This window comes from Variovorax sp. ZS18.2.2 (assembly GCF_024701975.1).
GTDB lineage: Bacteria > Pseudomonadota > Gammaproteobacteria > Burkholderiales > Burkholderiaceae_C > Variovorax.
In genome coordinates this window covers 292,714-311,810 of sequence record NZ_JANLNM010000008.1, presented here as the reverse complement: position 1 = coordinate 311,810, position 19,097 = coordinate 292,714, and the positions used below count along the sequence as shown (strand labels likewise).

Here is a 19,097-nt window from a genome sequence, read left to right as displayed (position 1 = left end):
TCAGATTCGTGCGCCCGGGCGCAGCATGCGGCGGGCCTCGCCCAGCGTGACGCCGACCTCTTGTTTGAACACCGTGCCCAGGTGGCTCTGGCTGCAGTAGCCGAGATCGTGCGCGATGCCGGCGAGATCGCGGTCGCCGTCGACGAGGCGTTCCATTGCCGCAGCCAGACGCAGATGCTGGCGGTACTGGTGCAGGCTGAGGCCAGTCTGCTTCCTGAAGCTGCGTGCCATGTGGAACGGAGAGCGCGAGACTGCATCGGCGATTTCGTGCAGCGACGGTGCCGCGTACCGGTCGGCGGTTTCCGCGAGCAGTCGCCGGGCGCTGGCGACGGGCTCTGTCAACGGCATCAGCCTGCGCGCGGAACGCAACTCGCTGACCAGCGAGGCGATGGAAGTCGCATCGTCGCTGCCCGATCCAAGCTGCTGTTGTGCCGCATGAACGCGATAGAGCGATTTCGGCGAGAGCAAACAGAAGGCCGGCTCCGAATGCCCCAAGACCCGTTGATGCCGACTGACGACCACACTGCGCCGCATGGCCTGCGCGCCCGGCCGCAACTGATAGACCGCCGCGTCCCCGAAGCTGATGGCAGTCAGCCCATCGACCAGCCAGGTGTTGGCGCCGAAGCGCAGGTCCAGCATCGCGCGGCTGATCGGAAAGACGATGCGCTGCGACGCCATGACGTACGGCGCGCTCCATTCATGATGGCCATGCGTGTGGGAGCGAACGTGCTCCACCTCGAACTCGCGTCCGGCGTAGATGAGGGTTCGTTCCTGGGGCATGGGGTGCGTGCGTGCGTGTGTGTGAAGTCGCGAGCGGCAGTGTCACGCAAACGGATAAGGCCCGTCCAGCTTTCCGATGTGGCTCACATGGCTCACCATGCCCTCTGCCTCGTCCCACAGATGCAGCATGCAGCCCGGCCGCCCCAGGTAGGACGCGGGCGCCGCATCAGGTGCGAGCTGCAGCGCGATCTCGGTCGTGCTGCTCGGGCATGAACAGACGACCGTGCCCGCCCAGCGCCTGAGCATCGTGCGGTGCACATGCCCGCAGAGCACGAGTTCGATGTTGCCGACGCTTCGCACGATGGCTTCGAGCGGTGCGGTGTCGATGTACCGGTAGCTGTCCATGTACGGAATGCCGCTGGTGAAAGGCGGGTGGTGCAGCATCAGCAGCGTCGGCTTGCTGCGGTCGGCTGCGAGCGTGCACTGCAGCCATGCCAGGCCGTCGGCATCGACGTGGCCGTGGTGGAGACCGGGAATGCAGGAGTCGAGCGCGACGATGCGCACCGGGTGCGTGTCGATGCAGTAGTGCAGCGCGCCCGTCGCGGGCAGGTAGGCGTGGTCCGCGAAGGCGGAGCGGAAGTTCTCGCGATGGTCGTGGTTGCCGGGGATGACGAGATAAGGAATCGAGAGCTTTGCCAGCAGGCGCCGGGCTTCCGCGTATTCCTCGGGGCGGCCTTCATCGACCAGGTCGCCCGTCAGCAGCACCAGGTCAGGCCGCCGGTCGAGCGCGTGCAGGTGCGCGATGGTCTCTTCGAACATCCGGTTCGAATCGACCACGCCCTGGTACAGCTGGCCGGCGGGTCGGACGTGCGGATCGGAGATCTGGGCGATGAGCATGGAAGGGAGTTTCGTGGTTTCCTGCAGCCAAGCAGGATTCGTTCCCCCTGCCGATGTCCTGTGGATCAGATGCCGATGAATTCGGCCACTTCGGCCAGCGGTGCGCGCTCGGTCACCAGTGCATCGAGCGGCTTGCTCCGGTCCGCATACCCGATGGACATGCCGGTGAACAGCATGCGCTCGGGCGGCAGTTCGATGAACCGGCCGATGGTCTGCGGATAGATCGCCCAGCATTCCTGCGGGCAGCTGTCGAGCCCTTCGGCGCGCAGCAGCAGCATGACGTTCTGCAACATCATCCCGAGGTCGGACCACTGCGGCGGGCCCATGCGGCGATCGACCGTGCAGAACAGTGCGAGCGGTGCGCCGAAGAACTGGTAGTTGCGCGCAAACCATTCGCGCCGCGCGGCCTTGTCCTCGCGCGGAATGCCCAGGCGCGCATACATCGCCTCGCCGACTGCGAAGCGGCGGTCGCGGTACGGCGCGACGAGCTCGCGCGGGTAGATGTCGTACTCGCTGCCTTCGCCGGTCGGCGTTTCGTGCACGCGGGTGCGCATGAGGGCCTTGAGTTCGTCGAGCCGCTCGCCGCCCACCACATGCAGGTGCCAGGGCTGCAGGTTGCCGCCCGAGGGCGCGCGCAAGGCTTCCTGCAGCACGCGGCGGATGACATCGGGCGCCACGGGCGTGCCCAAAAATTCGCGCACCGATCGACGGCTCGCAACGGCTTCGTACACGTTCATGCTTTGGCTTTCATTCGGGAAGAGAGCGGGGATGCGTTCATCTTGAACGAGGCCGATGCTAGGGACAACCCCGGGGTGCTCAATCGTCCGTTCCGACGATGTGGCGTGCGGAGGCCCCTGCCTACGATGCAGCCGGCCGCCGCATGAGATTTCCCCGGCGCACAGGAGACAAGAACATGTTCGGATTGATGCAAGACCGCCCGCTGTTGATCTCTTCGCTGATCGACCATGCGGCCACCTTCCACCCGCATGCCGAGATCGTGGGGCGCACGGTGGAGGGGCCGGTCCACCGCACCAACTACGGGGAGGTGCAGCGCCGCTCGAAGCAGGTGGCCAACGCGATGAAGGTGCTCGGCATCGAGCCCGGCGACCGCGTGGGCACGCTCGCATGGAACACGTATCGGCACCTCGCGCTGTACTACGGCGTCTCGGGCTCGGGCGCGGTGCTGCACACGGTGAACCCGCGGCTCTTTCCGGAGCAGATCGACTACATCGTCAACCACGCGGAAGACAAGGTGCTGTTCTTCGACACGACCTTCGCGCCGCTGGTCGAGAAGCTCGCGCCGCAGCTCAAGACCGTGCGCGCCTTCATCGCGATGGCCGACCGCGCGCACATGCCCGCCATCGATGTGCCGAACCTGCTGTGCTACGACGAGCTGGTCGGTGCGCAGAGCGAGCAATACGCCTGGCCCGAGTTCGACGAGCGCACCGCCTCGTCGCTCTGCTACACCTCGGGCACTACAGGCAACCCCAAGGGTGTCTTGTATTCGCACCGCTCCACCGTGCTGCATTCGTTGATGGAGTGCGCGCCCGATACCTTCGGCGTCAACTCGCAGATGACGCTGCTGCTCGCGGTGCCGATGTTCCATGCCAACGCCTGGGGCATGCCGTATGCGGCGGCCATGACCGGCATGAAGCTGGTGATGCCCGGCCCGCACATGGACCCGGAGAGCCTGTACGAGCTGATGCGCGACGAGAAGGTCGGCTTCTCGCAGGCCGTGCCCACCATCTGGCTGATGCTTTTCCAGTACTTCGACGCGCACCCCGAGATCGACACGCATGCGATCGGCCTGAAGCGCATCGGCGTGGGCGGCGCGGCCACGCCGCGCGCCATGATCGAACGCTTCGAGCGCGACTTCGGCGCCGACTTCGTGCAGGGCTGGGGCATGACCGAGACCAGCCCGATCGGCGTGATCGGCAACCTGCTGCCCAAGCACCGCGCGCTATCGAAGGAGGAGCAGACCACGGTGAAGATGAAGCAGGGCCGCGGTGTGTGGGGCGTGGAGATCAAGATCGTCGGCGAGGACGACCGGCGCCTGCCGCACGACGGCAAGGCCTTCGGCCACCTGCATGTGCGCGGGCCTTGGATCGCGAGCGGCTACTTCAAGGGCGAGGGCGGATCGGTGCTCGATGCCGAAGGCTTCTTTCCGACGGGCGACGTCGCCACCATCGACGAAGACGGCTATGTGCAGTTGGTCGACCGCGGGAAGGACGTCATCAAGTCGGGCGGCGAGTGGATTTCGTCGATCGACCTGGAGAACGCCGCGAGCGCGCACCCGGCCGTGGCAGAGGCCGCGGTGATCGGCATCGCACATCCGAAGTGGCAGGAGCGGCCACTGCTCATCGTGGTGAAGCGCGCGGGCGCGGAGGTCACGGGCGAGGAACTGCTCACTTTTCTTTCGACGCGCGTGGCGAAGTGGTGGCTGCCCGAGGACGTGGCTTTCGTCGACAGCCTGCCGCATACAGCCACCGGCAAGCTGCTGAAAACCAAGCTGCGCGAGTTGTTCAAGGGATATGTCGCGGCGAAGTCAGTTTGATGACTTGTTCGATTTTTCTGTGGACAACTCTGTGGGTTGCCGGAGGAGCGCACCCTTCAAAGCGAGCATTGACGGGCCTTCCCACCACGTTGCCTGTTGAATGAGCAGCCCTTCGGCCAGGAGGGAGCCCGGGCTACGCAAATCGGTGGGTTCGTGACCGGCATAAGGGGAAATCCCCAGCAGATTTCCTGTGCGATGCGCGGCGGTCTTGGGTAACATCGCCGGCCGTTCGTGCGCAGCGAACGATGCTTTCGAGGGGGAAAGCGCGTGCCCGTCTTCTTCAAGAAACTGTTCGACGTTCTCAATGCCGATCTCACCGGGAGGTCGTCGCACAAGGAGGTCGGTCATCCCTACTTCGAGCAGCTCGTGTACTTCGCGCACAGGGACACATCGAAGTGCTATTGGGAAGCGGAGCTCCAGGTTCCCGGCAGCGACGACCGCCGCATCTCGGTCACCATGAATGGCACGGCGCAGGGGCCGGACCCCGCGGCGGAAGCGTTCTGTCGCGCGCAGCTTGCGGACCTCGATGGCTTGTTCCTGCGATGTCGCCCGGTGTTCGAGCCGGAGTTCGTATCGTGGGCGACGCAGCAGCCATTTCCTTCGGCGTGGCGCACAGCCTTCCAGCTCGACGGCTTCACGGTTCCCGCGCATGGCGATGTCCGTGCGGCGTGGGACGCCACGTTCCTGTTCGAATCGGCGGGCCGCTATTTCACGGCCTTCTTCGAATCGGGGACGGCGCGACGGGTGCAAGTCGACGGCTAGCCGCGGCACCCTCTCTCGCGGCGTCGCTCAGTGCTTGTGCTCGCCGTGCGCGGCAGCGGGCTTGGCCGCGGCGTTGAGCGCGCGCACCGGCGCCTTCACCTCCAGCGTTTCGCGCTTGCCGTCCTGGCCTTCGAACACCAGCGTGAGCGGCACCGTGTCGCCTTCCTTCACCTGCTGCTTGAGGTCCAGCAGCATCACGTGATAGCCGCCGGGCTTGAGCTCGACCGTCTTGCCCGCGGGCAGCACGACCGACGGCACTTGCCGCATGCGCATCACGCCGTCCTGCATGGCCATCTCGTGGACCTCGACGATCGGCGTGACGGGCGAGCTGGCCGAGATGAGCTTGGTGTCCTTCGCGGCGCTGAGCTGCATGAACGCGCCGGTGGCCTGCTGCTGCGGCACAGTGGCACGCACCCAGGCCTCCTTCACCGTGACCTGCGCGTGCGCGGTGGCCACGAGGAACGAAGCGGCGGAGAGGGCGAGGATGCGGGCGATGGGGGTCATGTTCGTCATGAGAGAAATCTCCTTGGATATGAATGGATCGGGTTGAACAGAAGTTCAGGCGGTCGTCTTGAGAATCGTGCGCAGGTCTTCGGCGCATTCCGGCGCGCCTTGTTCGTGGCGCAGCACCAGCCGGATTTTTCCTTGCGGGTCGTACACGTAGCTGAAGGCCGAATGGTCCATCGTGTACGAGGAACCGGTGGGCACTTTCTTGTAATAGGCCTTGAAGGCCTTGGCCGTCTCGCTGGTTCTCTGCAGGTCGCCGTAGAGGCCGATGAAGCTCGCATCGAAAGCGTTCGTGTAGGCCTTGAGCACGACGGGCGTGTCGCGCTCCGGATCGACGGTGACGAAGATCACCTGCAGGCGCTCGCCATCGGCGCCGAGCATGTGTCGGATCTCGGCGGCGCGCAACAGCGCGGTGGGGCAGACGTCGGGGCACTGCGTGAAACCGAAGAACAGCATCACGGCCTTGCCCTTGAAATCGGCCACGGTGCGCTCGCGGCCGTCGGGGTCGGTCAGGCGGAAGTCCTGCGCATAGTTGGCGCCGGTGATGTCGATGCCGTGGAAGCTCGCGGGCAGCACCTTGTCGCAGGCGGCGAGCGACAGCGCGGCGAGGCCGCCGCCGGCGATGAGCAGATGGCGGCGTGAAAATTTTCGAGGTCGTGTCGTGTGCATGAAGGCTCTCTCTGGCGGTCGCGCGAACGCGAGCGCATGAATGGCGGGAACGCGCGATGCGGCGTCGCATGCGCGGGAACCGGAAGCGAATCAGGAGAGCGAGGGCGGCCCGCGCGCCGGCGGCGGCGCTGCGGTAATGGCGGCGATGTGCGCCTGCGCGACCGCTGCGGCCGCGTGGACCGCGGGCACGACGGCCGGCAGCGAGACGCTTGGCGCCGCGGGCGGTGCGCCGCCGAGCACGCACAGCGGGCAGTCGAGATGACCGGTGCCCAGTTCGTGCGCGCCGTCGTCGGTGTGCACGATGGCCTTGACCGAACCACTGGCCGAGCAGACCAGTTCCATCGACAGCGGATGCACCATCGGCGAGGCGATGGCTGCGCCGATCGACAGCGCGAACCACAGCAGCGCCCAGCGGATCAGCGGCACACCCGGACGCCGCCAGACCGCAGGGGCTGCGTGCCTGTTTGGTGCGGCGTGGAAGGGCGTGGGCATTGGCGCGGATTATCGGCGACGGGTGCGGCCGGGTCATGTGCCAGCACTTCGCGAATGAAAGGGCTTTGCTTATGCTCGACGACATGCATCAACTTCGAATCTCCACCGCAATCGAGGACCTGGACGTGTCGCTCATCCATCGCTTCCTGTCGGAAGAGTCGGCGTGGGCGCGGCAGATTCCGATCGAGACCGTGCGAACGTCCATCGGCAACTCGTTGAACTTCGGCGGCTTTCTCGGCGAATCGCAAGTGGCGTTTGCGCGGGTCGTGTCCGACTTCGCGACCTTCGCCTACCTTGTCGATGTGTTCGTGCTGAAGGAGCATCGCGGCAGGGGGTACAGCGCAGCGCTGGTCGCTGCGGTGATGGCCCATCCGCAACTGCAGGGACTGCGGCGCTTCATGCTGGCGACCGGCGATGCGCATGGGCTCTATGCGAAGTTCGACTTCACGCCGCCGTCGCGGCCGCACACGCTCATGGAGAAGTACGTGCCGGATGTCTATGTGCGTGTGCCCTGAGTGAACCACGCGGACGCCTGCCCAGGCCCCAGGCTCCATACCTCACCATTTCGTTTACAGATCCTGACATCCGCGGATGTTTACGATTTGGTCACAATGCGGGCATGCCAAATATTGCATCCATCCTCAAAGCCGAGATCTCACGCGTTGCCAGGAAAGAAGTGCGCGCGGAGATCGACATTCTCAAAAAGGCATCCGCCAACCATCGCGCCTCGATTGCTGCATTGCGGCGACAGGTGAGTGCGCTGGAGAAAGAGCTGCGACGTGCCGCCAAGGGCTCCGCGCGGCGCGCGCCTGCCGACGATTCCGATGAGGCGGGCGAGTCGGGGCCGAAGCGGCGGTTCAGCGCGACGCGGCTGGCTGCGCATCGCAGCAAGCTCGGCCTCTCCGCCGCGTCCTACGGGAAACTCGTGGGCGTGTCGGGCCAGACGATCTATCACTGGGAGCAGGGGAAGGCCCGGCCGCGCGCGGCGCAGCTCGAGAAGCTCGCCGTTGTAAGAGAGCTGGGCAAGCACGAAGTGGCCGAGCGACTGGAAACTGCGTAGAAGGACGCTCCGCCCGGCGGGGGCCATTGGCAGGATCTACGATTTCTCGGTCCTTGTGATGCAGATTGGATGTCCGTAGGCTCGCGGTTTCGAAAGGAAGAACCATGAGCACCAACACGGTCAGATTGCATCGCGTCCTCGCCGCAAAACCCGAAAAGGTCTATCGGGCATTCCTCGATGCCGACGCCAAGGCGCGGTGGTTGCCGCCCAACGGCTTCACGGGCAAGGTCCACGAGATGGAGGCCAAGGTGGGCGGCAAGTACAGGATGTCGTTCACGAACTTCACCACGGGCAAGAGCCATTCGTTCGGCGGCGAATACCTGGAGCTCGTGCCGAACGAACGGCTGCGCTACACCGACGTTTTCGACGATCCGAACCTGCCCGGGAAGGTCCAGGTGACGGTCACGCTGAAGCAGGTGTCGGTCGGCACCGAGCTGAGCATCGTCCAGGAAGGGCTGCCCGAAGTGATTCCGGTGGAAGCCTGCTATCTCGGCTGGCAGGAGTCGCTGCAGAATCTCGCAAGGCTGGTGGAACCGGAGATCAACGAGTAGCGCCGGAGGCTTCGGCCTCAGAGGGCAAGCAGCCATCCGGCGACAGCGGCCAGCGCAACGACCAGCACCGGCGAAAGACGCGCGTAGACCAGCAGCCCGAATGCCGCCAGGGCCAATCCGAAATCGGCTGGCGAGTGGATGGCGCTCGTCCACACCGGGTCGTAGAGCGCCGCCAGCAGGACGCCGACGACCGCGGCATTGATGCCGGCCATCGCGCGCTGCACACCGTCGCGCTGCCGCAGGGTCTCCCAGAAAGGGAGCGCGCCGACCACGAGCAGCGCGGCGGGGAGGAAGATGGCAAGAAGCAATGCCAGCCCGCCCAGCCAGCCGCCAAACGGGCTGGGCATGACGGCGCCAAGGAAGGCCGCGAACGTGAACAGAGGGCCCGGCACCGCCTGGGCGGCGCCGTAGCCCGCGAGGAAGACATCGTTCGAGACCAGGCCTGCGGGCACCACCCCTGCCTGCAGCAAAGGGAGCACGACGTGCCCGCCGCCAAAGACCAGCGCTCCCGCCTGATAGAAGCTTGCAACGACAGACAGCATCGGCGAGTGCATCGTCGCGGCCAGCAACGGCAACGCCGCGAGCAGGACGACGAAGAGAACCAGCAGGGCGGCACCGGTCACCTTGCTCACACCGTAGTCGCGGTGTTGGGCGGTGGGAAGATGACCGAGCTTCAGCGCCCATCGCCCGACCAGGCCGCCCGCGACGATGGCCGTGATCTGTCCCATCGCCGAGGGAACCGCCAGCACCAGCAGCGCCGCGGCGATGGCCACGCCTGCACGCAGGCGATCGGGGCACAGCGACTTGGCCATGCCCCACACCGCCTGCGCGACGACGGCGACTGCGACGACCTTCAAACCATGCACGGCGCCCGATTGCGAAAGGGCCGCCCATTGCGTGACGCCGGCCGCAAACAGAATGAGCACCGCTGCCGAAGGGAGCGTGAAGCCGATCCATGCGGCCATCGCACCGCCCCAGCCCGCGCGCCCCAGTCCCAGCGCGATGCCGACCTGGCTGCTCGCGGGCCCGGGCAGGAACTGGCACAGCGCCACCAGGTCCGAGTAGCTCTTGTCGTCCAGCCATTTGCGGCGCTCGACGAACTCCGCGCGGAAGTAGCCGAGGTGCGCGACCGGTCCGCCGAAAGATGTCAGGCCGAGCTTGAGGAATGCGAGCAGAACTTCGAGCACCGTGCCGCGCGAGCGGATGTCGCCTGTGGCATCGACCTCGGGCGGCATGTCTGGCTGGGATTGCTGGGGCAGGTTCATGGGCGGGGACTCTCGGTACGGCCAGACGGAAAAAGCCCCAGGTAGTCGATCTACCTGGGGCTTTTGACTTTAGCGGAGAGCCGTTTCAGCAGTGTCGGTGGTCTTCACTGGGTCGAAAGATGCCTTGGGAGCGGCCCTGCGGCTCATGGCCCGGGCGCAGGTGGTGTGATCTTGCGGAGCCGGATGTTTCCCGTGTCGGCCACATAGAAATTGCCGCTGGCGTCCACAGTCAGGCCTCGATTCAGACATCTAGAATCCGCGCCATGCGTGTCGGCCACCGCCTCGGAAAACTCATCTCATGGATCGCCTGCGTCGCGGTCCTGATGGGCTCTGTCGCACCGGTTCTGTCGCATGCATTTCAATCGTCGCAAGGCGCGCAATGGATCGAGGTCTGCACGATCCTCGGTCAGCAGTTGGTTCATGTCGACGACGCAGCCGCCGAACCGTCCAGGACGAAGCAGCCGGGCGATCATGCCCAGCAACACTGCCCGTACTGCTCGTCGCACGCTGCACAACCGGGTCTTGCGCCCGCATCGTCGCCGGTGCTGTTCGTGCCGACGCTGCGGTACGGCCTGCCCGAGCTCTTTCTCGCAGCGCCGCGCACATTGTTCGCGTGGTCGACTGCGCAGCCTCGCGCACCTCCGCGCATCTCCTGAAGTTCAAAGACCTCCGCTGCCGGCACTGACGCACGGGAGCGGTTCTTTTGTTTTTCGCCGGACCGGTGCGTCCGGCTTCAGGAGTTCCCATGACCTTCGTCGAACGCGCACTGCGCGCGATGACGCATTTGAGTATCGGCACCGCCTGCGTCGCCGGATTCGGCCTGTGCGCCGGTGCTGCACTGGCCCAAAGCGACACGCAGCAAAGCCTGCCGGCCGTCACCGTCACTGGCGACCGCGATGGCTATCAGGCCCCCGAAAGCTCGACCGCGACACGCACCGAGACGCCCTCGCTGCAGAACCCGCAAAGCACGCAGACCGTGCCGCTGTCGGTCATCCAGGACCAGGGCGTGCTGAACCTGGGCGACGCGCTGCGCAACGTGGCCGGCGTGCAGTTCGACTTTGGCTTCAACGGCTCGGCGCAGCCGCTGGCGATCCTGCGCGGCTTCCCGAGCGCGTCGATGACGGCCATGGGCCCGATGTCGGGAAGCTCCAGCTACTACATCGACGGCAGCAAGGTCACGGGCGTGCCGATCAACATGGCCAATGTCCAGTCGGTCGAAGTGATCAAGGGCCCCTCCAGCGTGCTGTACGGGCGCGCCGAGCCGGGCGGGCTGATCAACGTGGTGACCAAGCCGATCAGCAGCGTGCCGGCCTTCAGCTTCGAGCAGACGGTCGGCCAGTATGGGCTGTCGCGCACCGGCATCGAGGCATCGGGGCCGGTCAATGTGGACGGCACCGTCCGTGCGCGCGTGGCGGCCTCGTACTACAACTCGAACTCCATCCGCGACCACGTGACCGACAAGCTCGGCGCATTCACCGGCAGCCTTGCCTGGGTGCCGAATGCGCGCACCAGCGTGATCGCGACCATCGACTACAGCAGCCAGCGTTACCGCACCGACTACGGCGTGCCCGCCATCGGCGACCGGCCCGTCGACCTGCCGTGGTCTCGGCAGTTCAACGATTCGCCGGCGCTTTCGGGCACCAGGACCACCAGCCTGAAGCTCGAGGGCTCGCACCAGCTGTCGGACACCTGGCAGCTCAAGGGCAAGGTATTGAGCGTGCGCGGCGACACCTCGGAGGTGGACGTCACGCCCTACCGTGTCGATCTTGGAGCCGGCGTGCTGCCGGGCGACAGCTGTTCAGGCTCCGGCAACCCGATGTGCCGGTATTACTACTACGCGCGGCCCAAGGGAAAGTACAAGCTCGACCAGTTCAACGTGGACCTGATCGGCAAGTTCGACACTGGCGGCATCAAGCACACGGTGCTGGTGGGCTTCGACGCCTACAACAGCCGCAAGAGCGGCACCACGTACTTCCAGCAACTGTCGGCGGTGGACATCTACAACCCGCTGCTCGGTACAACGCCGCGGCTCGACACGGCCATGTCGTCGCCCCTGGACATCCGCGACCAGAAGCGCTGGACCAGCGTGTACGTGCAGGACCAGCTGGCCTTCGGCAACGGCGTGTTCCTGACCGGTGCGCTGCGTCACGACCGCACCAGCGCCGTTTATGCAGGCGACACCACCACGCTGCCCAACAAGGCGTCCTTCACCACGCCGCGCCTGGGCGCCGTGTGGCAGTTCGCGCCCAACCAGGCGGTGTATGCGCAGTACCAGGACGCTGTCTCGGCCAACAACGGTCGCGACTCGGTGACCCAGACGGCCTTGAAGGCCGAGAAGGCCAGCCAGATCGAGATCGGCCACAAGATCGAACTGTTCGACGGCAAGCTCAGCTCGACGGTGGCGCTGTATCAGCTCGTGAAGCGCAATCGCGGCGGTTCTGTGCCCACCGACACGGCGCCGTACTACAACACGGTCACCATCGGCAAGGCGCGCTCGCGTGGCCTCGAATGGGATGTGTCGGGCGAGATCACGAAGCGGCTTTCGCTGATCGCCTCCTACGCCTACACCGACACGAAGGTCACCGAAGACCCGACCTACGAAGGCAGGCAACTGGCCAACGTGGCACGCCACACGGCCAGCCTGTGGGCGCGCTATGCCTTCGACAGCCAATGGAGCGGTGGGGCGGGCGTGTTCGCGCAGAGCCAGCGCCAGGGCGACGTGGGCAACACCTTCTAGTTGCCGGGCTATGCGCGTGTCGACGCCATGCTGGCGTACCGCTTCGCGCTGGGCAGTGCCAAGGCCGCGCTGCAATTCAACATCGACAACCTCTTCGACAAGAAGTACTACACGGGCAGCCATCAGTTCGTCTCGGACTGGATCAAGCTGGGTACGCCGCGCACCGCCAGGCTCACGCTGAGGTTGGACTACTGACCAGGGCAAGCCACGAACTCAACCAACTCGATTCGCCGCGCTGCTGATCGCTCCAGTATCCCTGAATCCCGCAACGTCCCGTTCTTGCGTGTACAGAGAGGCTATTGGAGTTCGAAATATTCGAGCGTGCCCGAGCCCGTGGATGCAGGCTGTCCTGGAAGCCTGGTCGTGACCGAACTTTCGAAGCGCGTATACCAGGGCTTCAGTCCCAGGGCGCCCGCGGCCATGCGCTTCAGGAGGCCTTGGCTGGCCAGAAGATCGGAAGACGTCAGCAGTCGATCCGAGATGTTGAACTGCGCCCGGCTGCCATTCGGCGTTTCGAAGGAAACACTCGAGCCGATCGTGCGGGGGTGCTTTGGATCCGGGTGGGCGACAGCGGGTCCTTCGACGGACGTCACGTCGTTTCCTATCGCACTCACGATGATTTTCTTCTCGTCGCCGATGAAGAGGATCGGAAGGCGGTGGCCGCCCAATGCGGGCTTGGCCTGCAGGACCGAGGCGATCACCGTGTGTTGACCGGTCTGGGCCCGGCCCCACCACCAGCCGTCAAACAACGCGGCCGGGGACACGTTGCCCCAGTTGTGGTCGTGGTAGCCGCTGCCGGTGACCGCGCGAGTCACCTTGTCGGTCGTGATCGTTCCACTGAGCTTGCCTTCCGGCACCGCGGCGAGCCAGGCGAAGTACTGCTTGCCGGCGCTCATGTAACCCGTGGCGGGTCGGAAGGACGGCACGAGCCGGCGCAGGACCAGGTCGCAGCCCAGGCCGCCGGTCTCGTTGGCGTCGACGTGGATGGTGTAGGTGTCGAGGTCGCCCTTGAAGGTGTGGGGGCCGATCTTGATGTCCGCGCCGGTGGTCGAAAAGGCACCCGGTTCATCGAAGGTGCGCAGGATGCGGCGTGTCTTCTGCCCGGGGAGGGTCATCTCGATGCTGACCGCTCGCTTGTGCGAGCCGTAGAACCAGTTGTCACCGAACCAGATCACGACCACGGTTCCGTCGTCGAGCAATCCGTCGAAGTACCACCATTCGAAGTTCTCGGGGCTTGGCGTCGTCCGCCGGCCGTCCTCGCGCGGCACGATGGTGTCGGTGAGGCCGAGCGCGGCGTAGTCGGCCGGGGTCGTCTGGAAGTGCAGCTTGTCGCCCTCCGACACCGTGGTGGGGGTGGTCGAACATGCCGCCAACGCGACAGACAGCGCGACTGCCATCCATCTCGCAAGTCGAAGATATTTCGTCATTGCGTTGCTCCGTCGTAACCGAACTCTTTGAGGTAGCGGGGAATAAACAATTCACGCCCCTTGAGACGGGCAGTCACCCACTTGCCGACCTGCACCCCGTTGCGCAACACCGGCAGCACGCTCGCGCCGTCGCTTGGCCCAATCGGAACCAGGATGCCGCGCATGGGCCATGGCCTGTACGGCGGCAACGAATCGAGGGGCCGGCCTGCGAGCACCGCCGCGATGGTCTTGCTCAACCAGGGAACCTGGCGTGTGATGGCGACGATCGTCATGGGGTCCCCTGTGGCTGCCGCGTCTCCGAGCGCGAACAGATGCTGGGCACCGGCAGGTCGCAGCCAGGCATCGAGCACGACGCGACCCTGCGAGTCCCGGCTGACCCCTGGGATCTGGTCGAACACCGTCGTTACCGGCCGGGCGCCCATCGCCGGAAACACCAACTGCGTGCCGGCTTCCTCCGGGCCTGTATCCAGAGAGCCTGCGAACGGGCGATCGGGGGACGCCAGCGTGTCCACCCTGGTGTTCAGTTGCAGCGACACCCCCTTGCTGCGCAACTGCGCTGCAAGGGTTTCGGCCAGCTTGTCGGAATAGCCAGGCATCAACGCAGGGGACCCCGACACGAGCGTCACGGCCTTGCCGGGGTAGGCGGTGGAGATTTCACCGGCCAACTCGACCCCCACTGCACCGCCACCGACGATGGCGATCTTGTTCATGCTTTCGAGTTGGGCGTGGACCGCCCGCAGTTCGTCGGCAAATGCCTCGGTGGAGTCGCCTTGCGGCTTGAACGGGCTCGCGTAGCGCGACCCCGTCGCGAGCACGACGATGTCGCCTTCGATGTGTTCGCCATCGGCCAACCGGACGCCCTGTGCCGACACGCCGGTCACGGTGCCTTGCCGGACACGGCCGCGATGCAGCAGCCGGTCGTAGGGGATGAGGATGCGGTCGAGCAACGATGGGTCGACGACACTGCGGATCGCTGCAACGTTGTGGACAAAGCGATCGCGTGCCTCGACGAGATGCACGTCCGCCACTTTGTCCAGTGCCCTCGAAAGGGCTGTGCCGGCATAGCCGCCACCCACCACGATCACTCGCTTCATCAGAGGTCCCGCCAATCTTCAATCCGGTTGACTTTCCGATCGGAAAGTTTGGTGCGATGATAGACTTTCCGATCGGAAAGTCAACCCGGGCTGCATGGCCTGCCAAGAGGTAACAGCATGAGCGAACCCAGGACCCATCTGCAAGACGGGCGCGCACGAATTCTTGCAGCGGCGCTCGACATATTCGCCGTAGCCGGTTTCGAGGGATCGAGCCTGCGCCAGATTGCGCAGCATGCGGGCGTGCAGCACCAGCTCGTTGTCTACCATTTCAAGTCGAAGGATGCCCTGTGGCGGCAGGTGGTCGCCTCCATCTTTGAAGAGGGAGCACAGGAGCAGGCGCTTTCGCGCTGGGCCGAGCGGGTCCAGCAGGTTGGACCGGCCGACGCCATGCGGGAAATGCTGCGGGCGTTCGCCCTGTTCACGGCCAAGCGGCCCGAGCTGCACCGGCTGCTGTCCTTCGAAGGTCAGGCGAACAGCGATCGCCTGACCTGGCTGCTCGAGACCTTCGTGCGCCCGCACTACGAAATTTCGACGCGCACCATCCGCGCGGCGCAGGACGCCGGCGTGGCGCGGGCGGGCGACCCGGGCCGGCTGCACTATGCGGTGATCGGCGTGATCACGAGCAGCCTGGTGTTCGCCAACGAATACCGGCTGATGACAGGCACCGACCCGTTCTTGCCGGACGAAGTCGAAAAGGCCGTGAACCTGGCTGCCGATCTTCTTGGCTTGCCGCCGGCAGGCCCATATGCCGAGAAGTCGCCCGCATAGAGCGGCTCCAACACCAGTCAGTCGCAGCGGGTCTTGCCCTTGTCGCTCATCGAGGGGGCACATGGCACTGATCAAGCGGCGGCGCCGCCGCTCAGCAGCAAAAGCTGACCGCTCACAAAGGCGGAAAGGTCGCTCGCCGTCTTGCTGCTGCCATGGAGGGCATAGCCCGGCCGGGGTATCCGGTCGTGCTGGAGCCGATGTAGATGATCCTGCCTTTGTCCACAACACGCGCGGTCGCGCTCTGCATCGTGAAGTACGCGCCCCTCGTGTTGATGTCGAACAGTCGGCCGAACTGCGACTCGGTGAATTCGGCCACAGGCAGGCCGGTCAGTTTCACCCCGGCGTTGACCACTTTTGCGCTTCGAGCGCGGCGAGACGCTCCGTCAACGTCTTGTGAGTGGCCGTGTAGGCGTCGGCGCCCAGTGCGATGCGAAGCGGCGCCGGGTTCTGGGCGACGCTGTCGATCATGATCTTGACCATATTGACCGGGTCGCCTGGCGAGGGGCGCGAGTCAGGCCGCCTTGCGCCGGCATATCTCGGAGGCCGTGCGGCTTCTCTCGGCGCCCAAGGGCGGCGACGACTGAGGTCGAAGCTCAATTGCTCGCGACCAATTCAACAACCGGACCTTCGGGAATAGAAACGAAGAATTGGCACTCACCCGTTTCTGGAACGCAAGCCTCGTGGTACGGCCAAGCACTGTCATCGAGACGTTGGCGCACGGCGGCGGCATTCACCATGCGAAAGGCGATGTGATCGACGACCCCACCGCCGCCCCCGGAAGTCCGAACTCCCACCTGCCTCGAGAGCTCTTGCGCTGTACCAACTTCGCGCAGCGCGATGTGCACCACTGCGCGGTCTCCGGCATACAGCCACCACCCGGCAAAACGGAATGGTGGCCTCGGGCCGACGTGCAGTCCAACCACCTCGGTGAGGAACGCGAGCGTTGGCTGTGCGTGCTGGGTGACAAGAAGTACATGGTCAAGTGACGGCGCGCCGATATCGACCGCCTTGTGTTCAGTGGTGATCATGTGGGCGTGAGGTTCGTTGCTTCAGGCGACCAATGCACCGCTATCGAGGTCGATGACGGCGCCCGTGAGCGCACGTGCCTGCATCGCGAACAGGTAGCCGGCTGCGGTGTCGTCGTCGGTGGCGGCAAAGCCCACCGGCAGCGTGTTGCCGAGCTTTTCGAACATCGCTGCGCGGCTGGAATCGTCCATCAGGCGCCAGCTTGGCGTGTTCACCGGCCCAGGGCTGATCGCATAGACACGCACCGGCGCGAGCTCACGCGCCAATTGCCTGGTCGCGGCTTCCAGCGCCGCATTGATAGCCGTCTTGACGACGGCGTTGGGCGAGGGCTTGCGCGCAAGCATGCCGGAGGTGAACCCGATGGAGCCTCCCGGGCGCAGACGCGGCGCGGCGTGTTTGGCCGCAAGGAGGCTGCCCGTGAGCTTCACGTCGAAGGCTTCGCGCGCTGCCTTGAAGTCGAGCGCGCCCAGCGGCGACGAGCCGAGCAATGCACCGGCCGTCACGACCAGATGATCGAGTGTGCCGATGCGCTCGAAGAAGGCGGCCACTTCCGCTTCGTCGGTGATGTCCAGCGTCGCGGTCTCGAGGCCGGCGTTCTCGCGCGCTGCCGCGGCAATTCGCTGTGGATCGCGTCCGCCGATGATCACGCGTGCACCGAGCCGGTGTGCACCACGCGCGACGGCAAGACCGATGCCGGAGCTGCCGCCGAGTACGGCGACGGTCTGATTGGTCAGAGAGCAAGACATGGGTAATTCCTGTAGCTGGGGTGTTCGGGATTCGGAACTCGAAAGGACGAGGGCGATTTCAGGGATGCACGACGCCGAGCTGCTGCAGCAGCGTCAGGTTGTCCTCGAGGTGCCAGTTCTCGGCGATCCGCCCGTTGGCGATGCGGTAGATGTCGGTTGCGATGAAATCCACCGGCTGGCCGCTACCAGCCTTGCCCTGAAAGGTGCCGGTGTAGTGGCCGGTGAAGTGCAGGCGCCCGACCACGCGGTCCCCCACGAGCATCATTTCCTGTACCTCGGCCTTCAGGTCCGGCACGGCGGTGCGAAAGTTCCTTGATGCGAACAATGGGCCTTCGAAGCCCTGTGGACGTCCCGCCGGCAGCGTACGGTCCACGAAATCGGGTGACAGCGCGAGCCGGGCATAGCTTTCGTCACCCGTGTTCCAGAAGGCGAAATAGCGCCGTGCGGCCAGCGTCATCGATTCGCGTTGCGACTTGCCAATCGAGTGGTCCTGGACAACGTGGGCGGGCCGAGGCAAGGGCGCAGGCGTCTCGGCGAAGGTGGGGGCGGAAACCGCGGCAGCCGTCGCCATGGCAAAGGCGAGGCCGACGTCGCGACGGGAAGGCAGAGGAAGAAACGGCATGGTGAACTCCTGGATGGACGCGCGATGTGTCGCGCAGGTGTTCACTGTCCAATTTTTCCCTTCCGGAGAAAATGGCCGAAATCTGACAACCACCTGTTCCAGGAAGACAAAGATGCCCGAACTCGCCGACATGAAGCTCTTCGTGCAGACCGTGACCACCGGCAGCCTTTCCGCAGCCGGTCGCGAACTGGGGTTTTCGCCGGCCGTCGGCAGCAAGCGCCTGGCGCGACTGGAGGCGGCTCTGGGCACGCGTCTGCTGCATCGCAGTTCGCGCCGGCTCGCACTGACCGATGAGGGCGCCATCTACTTCGAGCGTTGCCAGGTCATCCTGGCGGATGTGGACGAGGCCGAAGCAGCCATCGGCCACGGCTCGAAGGAACCGCGCGGCGTGCTGCGCGTGTCCTCGCCGGTGGCGTTGGGACGCCGATGGGTCGGGCCGGCCATGGCGCGCTTTGCGCTCGACAACCCTGGCGTATCGGTACAGCTGTCGCTCTCGGATTCGGTGGTGGATTTGATCGAAGGCGGCTTCGATTGCGCCGTGCGAATCGGCGGGTCGGAGGACTCACGATTGGTCGTGCGCCCGCTGGCGTCGAACAGACGCGTGGTATGCGCCGCGCCGGCCTATCTGGCTCGCCGCGAACCACCGCAAACGCCCGTCGACCTCGCGGCGCACGACTGCATCGTGATGACCCGCAGCGCCTCCGGGCATGCCGACTGGAGTTTCAGGCCGATCGATCGCTCCAGTGATGCATTGACCACCGTCCGCGTGCGCGGACACATGGTGACGGACAACGGCGAGCAGGCCCACGACTGGGCTCTCGCCGGACTCGGCCTGGTGCGGCGCTCAGTGTGGGATGTGGCGGCTGAATTGGCGGATGGCCGACTGATCGAGGTCATGAGTGCCTGGATGGGCGAGAGCGTGCCAATCCAGGTGGTCTTTGCATCACGTCGCTTCCTGCCGGTGCGAACGCGGCAGTTCGTCGACTTGCTTGTGGCGCAGTTCGCGCATGGACAGGCGCCGCAGGCGCTCCTCGCTCCTGGAAACAAGCGCAATGAAAAAAGCCCTAAGTAGTTGATCTACCTAGGGCTTTTTGACTTAAGCGGAGAACCGCGAAAGTAATGTTGGTGGCTCTTCACGGATTCGAACCGCGGACCTGTGGATTATGATTCCATCGCTCTAACCGACTGAGCTAAAGAGCC

Annotated in this window: 25 protein-coding genes and 1 tRNA gene; 10 read left to right on the top strand and 16 right to left on the bottom strand. The window is 65.3% G+C overall.

The window, feature by feature from the left end; all coding sequences use genetic code 11:
• From NU688_RS27005 to NU688_RS26995, 3 genes are all read right to left on the bottom strand, one after another.
• Window positions 1-780, bottom strand: coding sequence for an AraC family transcriptional regulator (locus NU688_RS27005; RefSeq protein ID WP_257863939.1), 780 nt, complete (start codon window positions 778-780; stop codon window positions 1-3).
• A gap of 42 nt (window positions 781-822) precedes the next feature.
• Window positions 823-1,617 carry a phosphodiesterase gene (locus tag NU688_RS27000; RefSeq protein ID WP_257863938.1) on the bottom strand — a complete coding sequence of 265 codons (795 nt, stop codon included), beginning with the start codon at window positions 1,615-1,617 and terminating at the stop codon, window positions 823-825.
• A 65-nt stretch (window positions 1,618-1,682) separates the two neighbouring features.
• Complete coding sequence (locus NU688_RS26995) at window positions 1,683-2,354, bottom strand: nitroreductase (RefSeq protein WP_257863937.1); 672 nt, start codon at window positions 2,352-2,354, stop codon at window positions 1,683-1,685.
• A 176-nt stretch (window positions 2,355-2,530) separates the two neighbouring features.
• Here NU688_RS26995 and NU688_RS26990 point away from each other — a divergent pair, with 176 nt between their 5' ends.
• A complete protein-coding gene (locus tag NU688_RS26990; RefSeq protein ID WP_257863936.1) occupies window positions 2,531-4,171 on the top strand; it encodes a 3-(methylthio)propionyl-CoA ligase in 1,641 nt (546 codons plus the stop codon).
• Between the two features lie 267 nt (window positions 4,172-4,438).
• A complete protein-coding gene (locus NU688_RS26985) occupies window positions 4,439-4,933 on the top strand; it encodes a hypothetical protein (protein ID WP_257863935.1) in 495 nt (164 codons plus the stop codon).
• A 27-nt stretch (window positions 4,934-4,960) separates the two neighbouring features.
• Here NU688_RS26985 and NU688_RS26980 read toward each other — a convergent pair whose 3' ends face one another.
• The 3 genes from NU688_RS26980 to NU688_RS26970 form a co-directional block, all read right to left on the bottom strand.
• Window positions 4,961-5,446, bottom strand: a complete 486-nt coding sequence (locus tag NU688_RS26980; protein ID WP_374684693.1) for a copper chaperone PCu(A)C — start codon at window positions 5,444-5,446, stop codon at window positions 4,961-4,963.
• A gap of 45 nt (window positions 5,447-5,491) precedes the next feature.
• Window positions 5,492-6,109 carry an SCO family protein gene (locus NU688_RS26975; protein ID WP_257863934.1) on the bottom strand — a complete coding sequence of 206 codons (618 nt, stop codon included), beginning with the start codon at window positions 6,107-6,109 and terminating at the stop codon, window positions 5,492-5,494.
• A 90-nt stretch (window positions 6,110-6,199) separates the two neighbouring features.
• Window positions 6,200-6,601, bottom strand: a complete 402-nt coding sequence (locus tag NU688_RS26970; protein WP_257863933.1) for a DUF2946 family protein — start codon at window positions 6,599-6,601, stop codon at window positions 6,200-6,202.
• Between the two features lie 83 nt (window positions 6,602-6,684).
• Between NU688_RS26970 and NU688_RS26965 the strand changes: the two genes are divergently transcribed.
• The 3 genes from NU688_RS26965 to NU688_RS26955 all read left to right on the top strand — a co-directional run bounded on the left by NU688_RS26965 (window position 6,685) and on the right by NU688_RS26955 (window position 8,212).
• Entirely contained in the window at window positions 6,685-7,116 is a 432-nt protein-coding gene (locus tag NU688_RS26965; RefSeq protein ID WP_257863932.1) for a GNAT family N-acetyltransferase, read from the top strand.
• A 104-nt stretch (window positions 7,117-7,220) separates the two neighbouring features.
• Complete coding sequence (locus NU688_RS26960; protein ID WP_257863931.1) at window positions 7,221-7,661, top strand: DNA-binding transcriptional regulator; 441 nt, start codon at window positions 7,221-7,223, stop codon at window positions 7,659-7,661.
• 104 nt (window positions 7,662-7,765) lie between these two features.
• On the top strand, window positions 7,766-8,212 hold the full coding sequence (locus NU688_RS26955; RefSeq protein WP_257863930.1) for an SRPBCC family protein: 447 nt from the start codon (window positions 7,766-7,768) through the stop codon (window positions 8,210-8,212).
• A gap of 17 nt (window positions 8,213-8,229) precedes the next feature.
• Here the strand turns inward: NU688_RS26955 and chrA are convergent, their stop codons facing one another.
• Together chrA and NU688_RS26945 are read right to left on the bottom strand one after the other, a co-directional pair.
• The gene (gene chrA, locus NU688_RS26950) at window positions 8,230-9,447 is read right to left on the bottom strand and encodes a chromate efflux transporter (RefSeq protein ID WP_257863999.1); all 1,218 of its coding nucleotides are present in this window, start codon (window positions 9,445-9,447) and stop codon (window positions 8,230-8,232) included.
• Window positions 9,448-9,620: 173 nt separating this feature from the next.
• Window positions 9,621-9,755, bottom strand: coding sequence for a hypothetical protein (locus NU688_RS26945; protein WP_257863929.1), 135 nt, complete (start codon window positions 9,753-9,755; stop codon window positions 9,621-9,623).
• Here NU688_RS26945 and NU688_RS26940 point away from each other — a divergent pair.
• From NU688_RS26940 to NU688_RS34090, 3 genes are all read left to right on the top strand, one after another.
• On the top strand, window positions 9,741-10,133 hold the full coding sequence (locus NU688_RS26940) for a DUF2946 domain-containing protein (protein ID WP_257863928.1): 393 nt from the start codon (window positions 9,741-9,743) through the stop codon (window positions 10,131-10,133). The two genes, NU688_RS26945 and NU688_RS26940, sit on opposite strands and share 15 nt — an antisense overlap.
• Window positions 10,134-10,222: 89 nt before the next feature.
• Window positions 10,223-12,214, top strand: coding sequence for a TonB-dependent siderophore receptor (locus tag NU688_RS26935; protein ID WP_374684692.1), 1,992 nt, complete (start codon window positions 10,223-10,225; stop codon window positions 12,212-12,214).
• Window positions 12,215-12,409 carry a hypothetical protein gene (locus NU688_RS34090; RefSeq protein WP_374684691.1) on the top strand — a complete coding sequence of 65 codons (195 nt, stop codon included), beginning with the start codon at window positions 12,215-12,217 and terminating at the stop codon, window positions 12,407-12,409. It abuts the gene before it with no gap.
• Between the two features lie 101 nt (window positions 12,410-12,510).
• Here the strand turns inward: NU688_RS34090 and NU688_RS26930 are convergent, their stop codons facing one another.
• Window positions 12,511-13,641, bottom strand: a complete 1,131-nt coding sequence (locus NU688_RS26930; protein WP_257863927.1) for a hypothetical protein — start codon at window positions 13,639-13,641, stop codon at window positions 12,511-12,513.
• Window positions 13,638-14,735, bottom strand: a complete 1,098-nt coding sequence (locus NU688_RS26925) for an NAD(P)/FAD-dependent oxidoreductase (protein WP_257863926.1) — start codon at window positions 14,733-14,735, stop codon at window positions 13,638-13,640. The genes NU688_RS26930 and NU688_RS26925 overlap by 4 nt, the downstream gene beginning before the upstream one ends.
• A 117-nt stretch (window positions 14,736-14,852) precedes the next feature.
• Between NU688_RS26925 and NU688_RS26920 the strand changes: the two genes are divergently transcribed.
• Window positions 14,853-15,503 carry a TetR/AcrR family transcriptional regulator gene (locus tag NU688_RS26920; protein WP_257863925.1) on the top strand — a complete coding sequence of 217 codons (651 nt, stop codon included), beginning with the start codon at window positions 14,853-14,855 and terminating at the stop codon, window positions 15,501-15,503.
• Window positions 15,504-15,615: 112 nt separating this feature from the next.
• Here the strand turns inward: NU688_RS26920 and NU688_RS26915 are convergent, their stop codons facing one another.
• The 5 genes from NU688_RS26915 to NU688_RS26895 all read right to left on the bottom strand — a co-directional run bounded on the left by NU688_RS26915 (window position 15,616) and on the right by NU688_RS26895 (window position 17,897).
• Window positions 15,616-15,840 (bottom strand): hypothetical protein, encoded by a 225-nt coding sequence (locus NU688_RS26915; RefSeq protein WP_257863924.1) that lies wholly within the window; start codon window positions 15,838-15,840, stop codon window positions 15,616-15,618.
• Window positions 15,837-15,971, bottom strand: a complete 135-nt coding sequence (locus NU688_RS26910) for a hypothetical protein (protein ID WP_257863923.1) — start codon at window positions 15,969-15,971, stop codon at window positions 15,837-15,839. Before NU688_RS26910 ends, NU688_RS26915 begins: the two co-directional genes overlap by 4 nt.
• 125 nt (window positions 15,972-16,096) lie before the next feature.
• Window positions 16,097-16,531 (bottom strand): extradiol dioxygenase, encoded by a 435-nt coding sequence (locus tag NU688_RS26905; protein ID WP_257863922.1) that lies wholly within the window; start codon window positions 16,529-16,531, stop codon window positions 16,097-16,099.
• 21 nt (window positions 16,532-16,552) lie between these two features.
• Window positions 16,553-17,275 carry an SDR family oxidoreductase gene (locus NU688_RS26900; RefSeq protein WP_257863921.1) on the bottom strand — a complete coding sequence of 241 codons (723 nt, stop codon included), beginning with the start codon at window positions 17,273-17,275 and terminating at the stop codon, window positions 16,553-16,555.
• 58 nt (window positions 17,276-17,333) lie between these two features.
• The gene (locus NU688_RS26895; RefSeq protein WP_374684696.1) at window positions 17,334-17,897 is read right to left on the bottom strand and encodes an ester cyclase; all 564 of its coding nucleotides are present in this window, start codon (window positions 17,895-17,897) and stop codon (window positions 17,334-17,336) included.
• A gap of 112 nt (window positions 17,898-18,009) precedes the next feature.
• On the opposite strand from NU688_RS26895, the gene NU688_RS26890 reads away from it, so the two are divergent.
• Complete coding sequence (locus NU688_RS26890; protein ID WP_257863920.1) at window positions 18,010-18,969, top strand: LysR family transcriptional regulator; 960 nt, start codon at window positions 18,010-18,012, stop codon at window positions 18,967-18,969.
• 51 nt (window positions 18,970-19,020) lie between these two features.
• On the opposite strand, the gene NU688_RS26885 is transcribed toward NU688_RS26890, so the two are convergent.
• Window positions 19,021-19,097, bottom strand: a tRNA-Met gene (locus NU688_RS26885).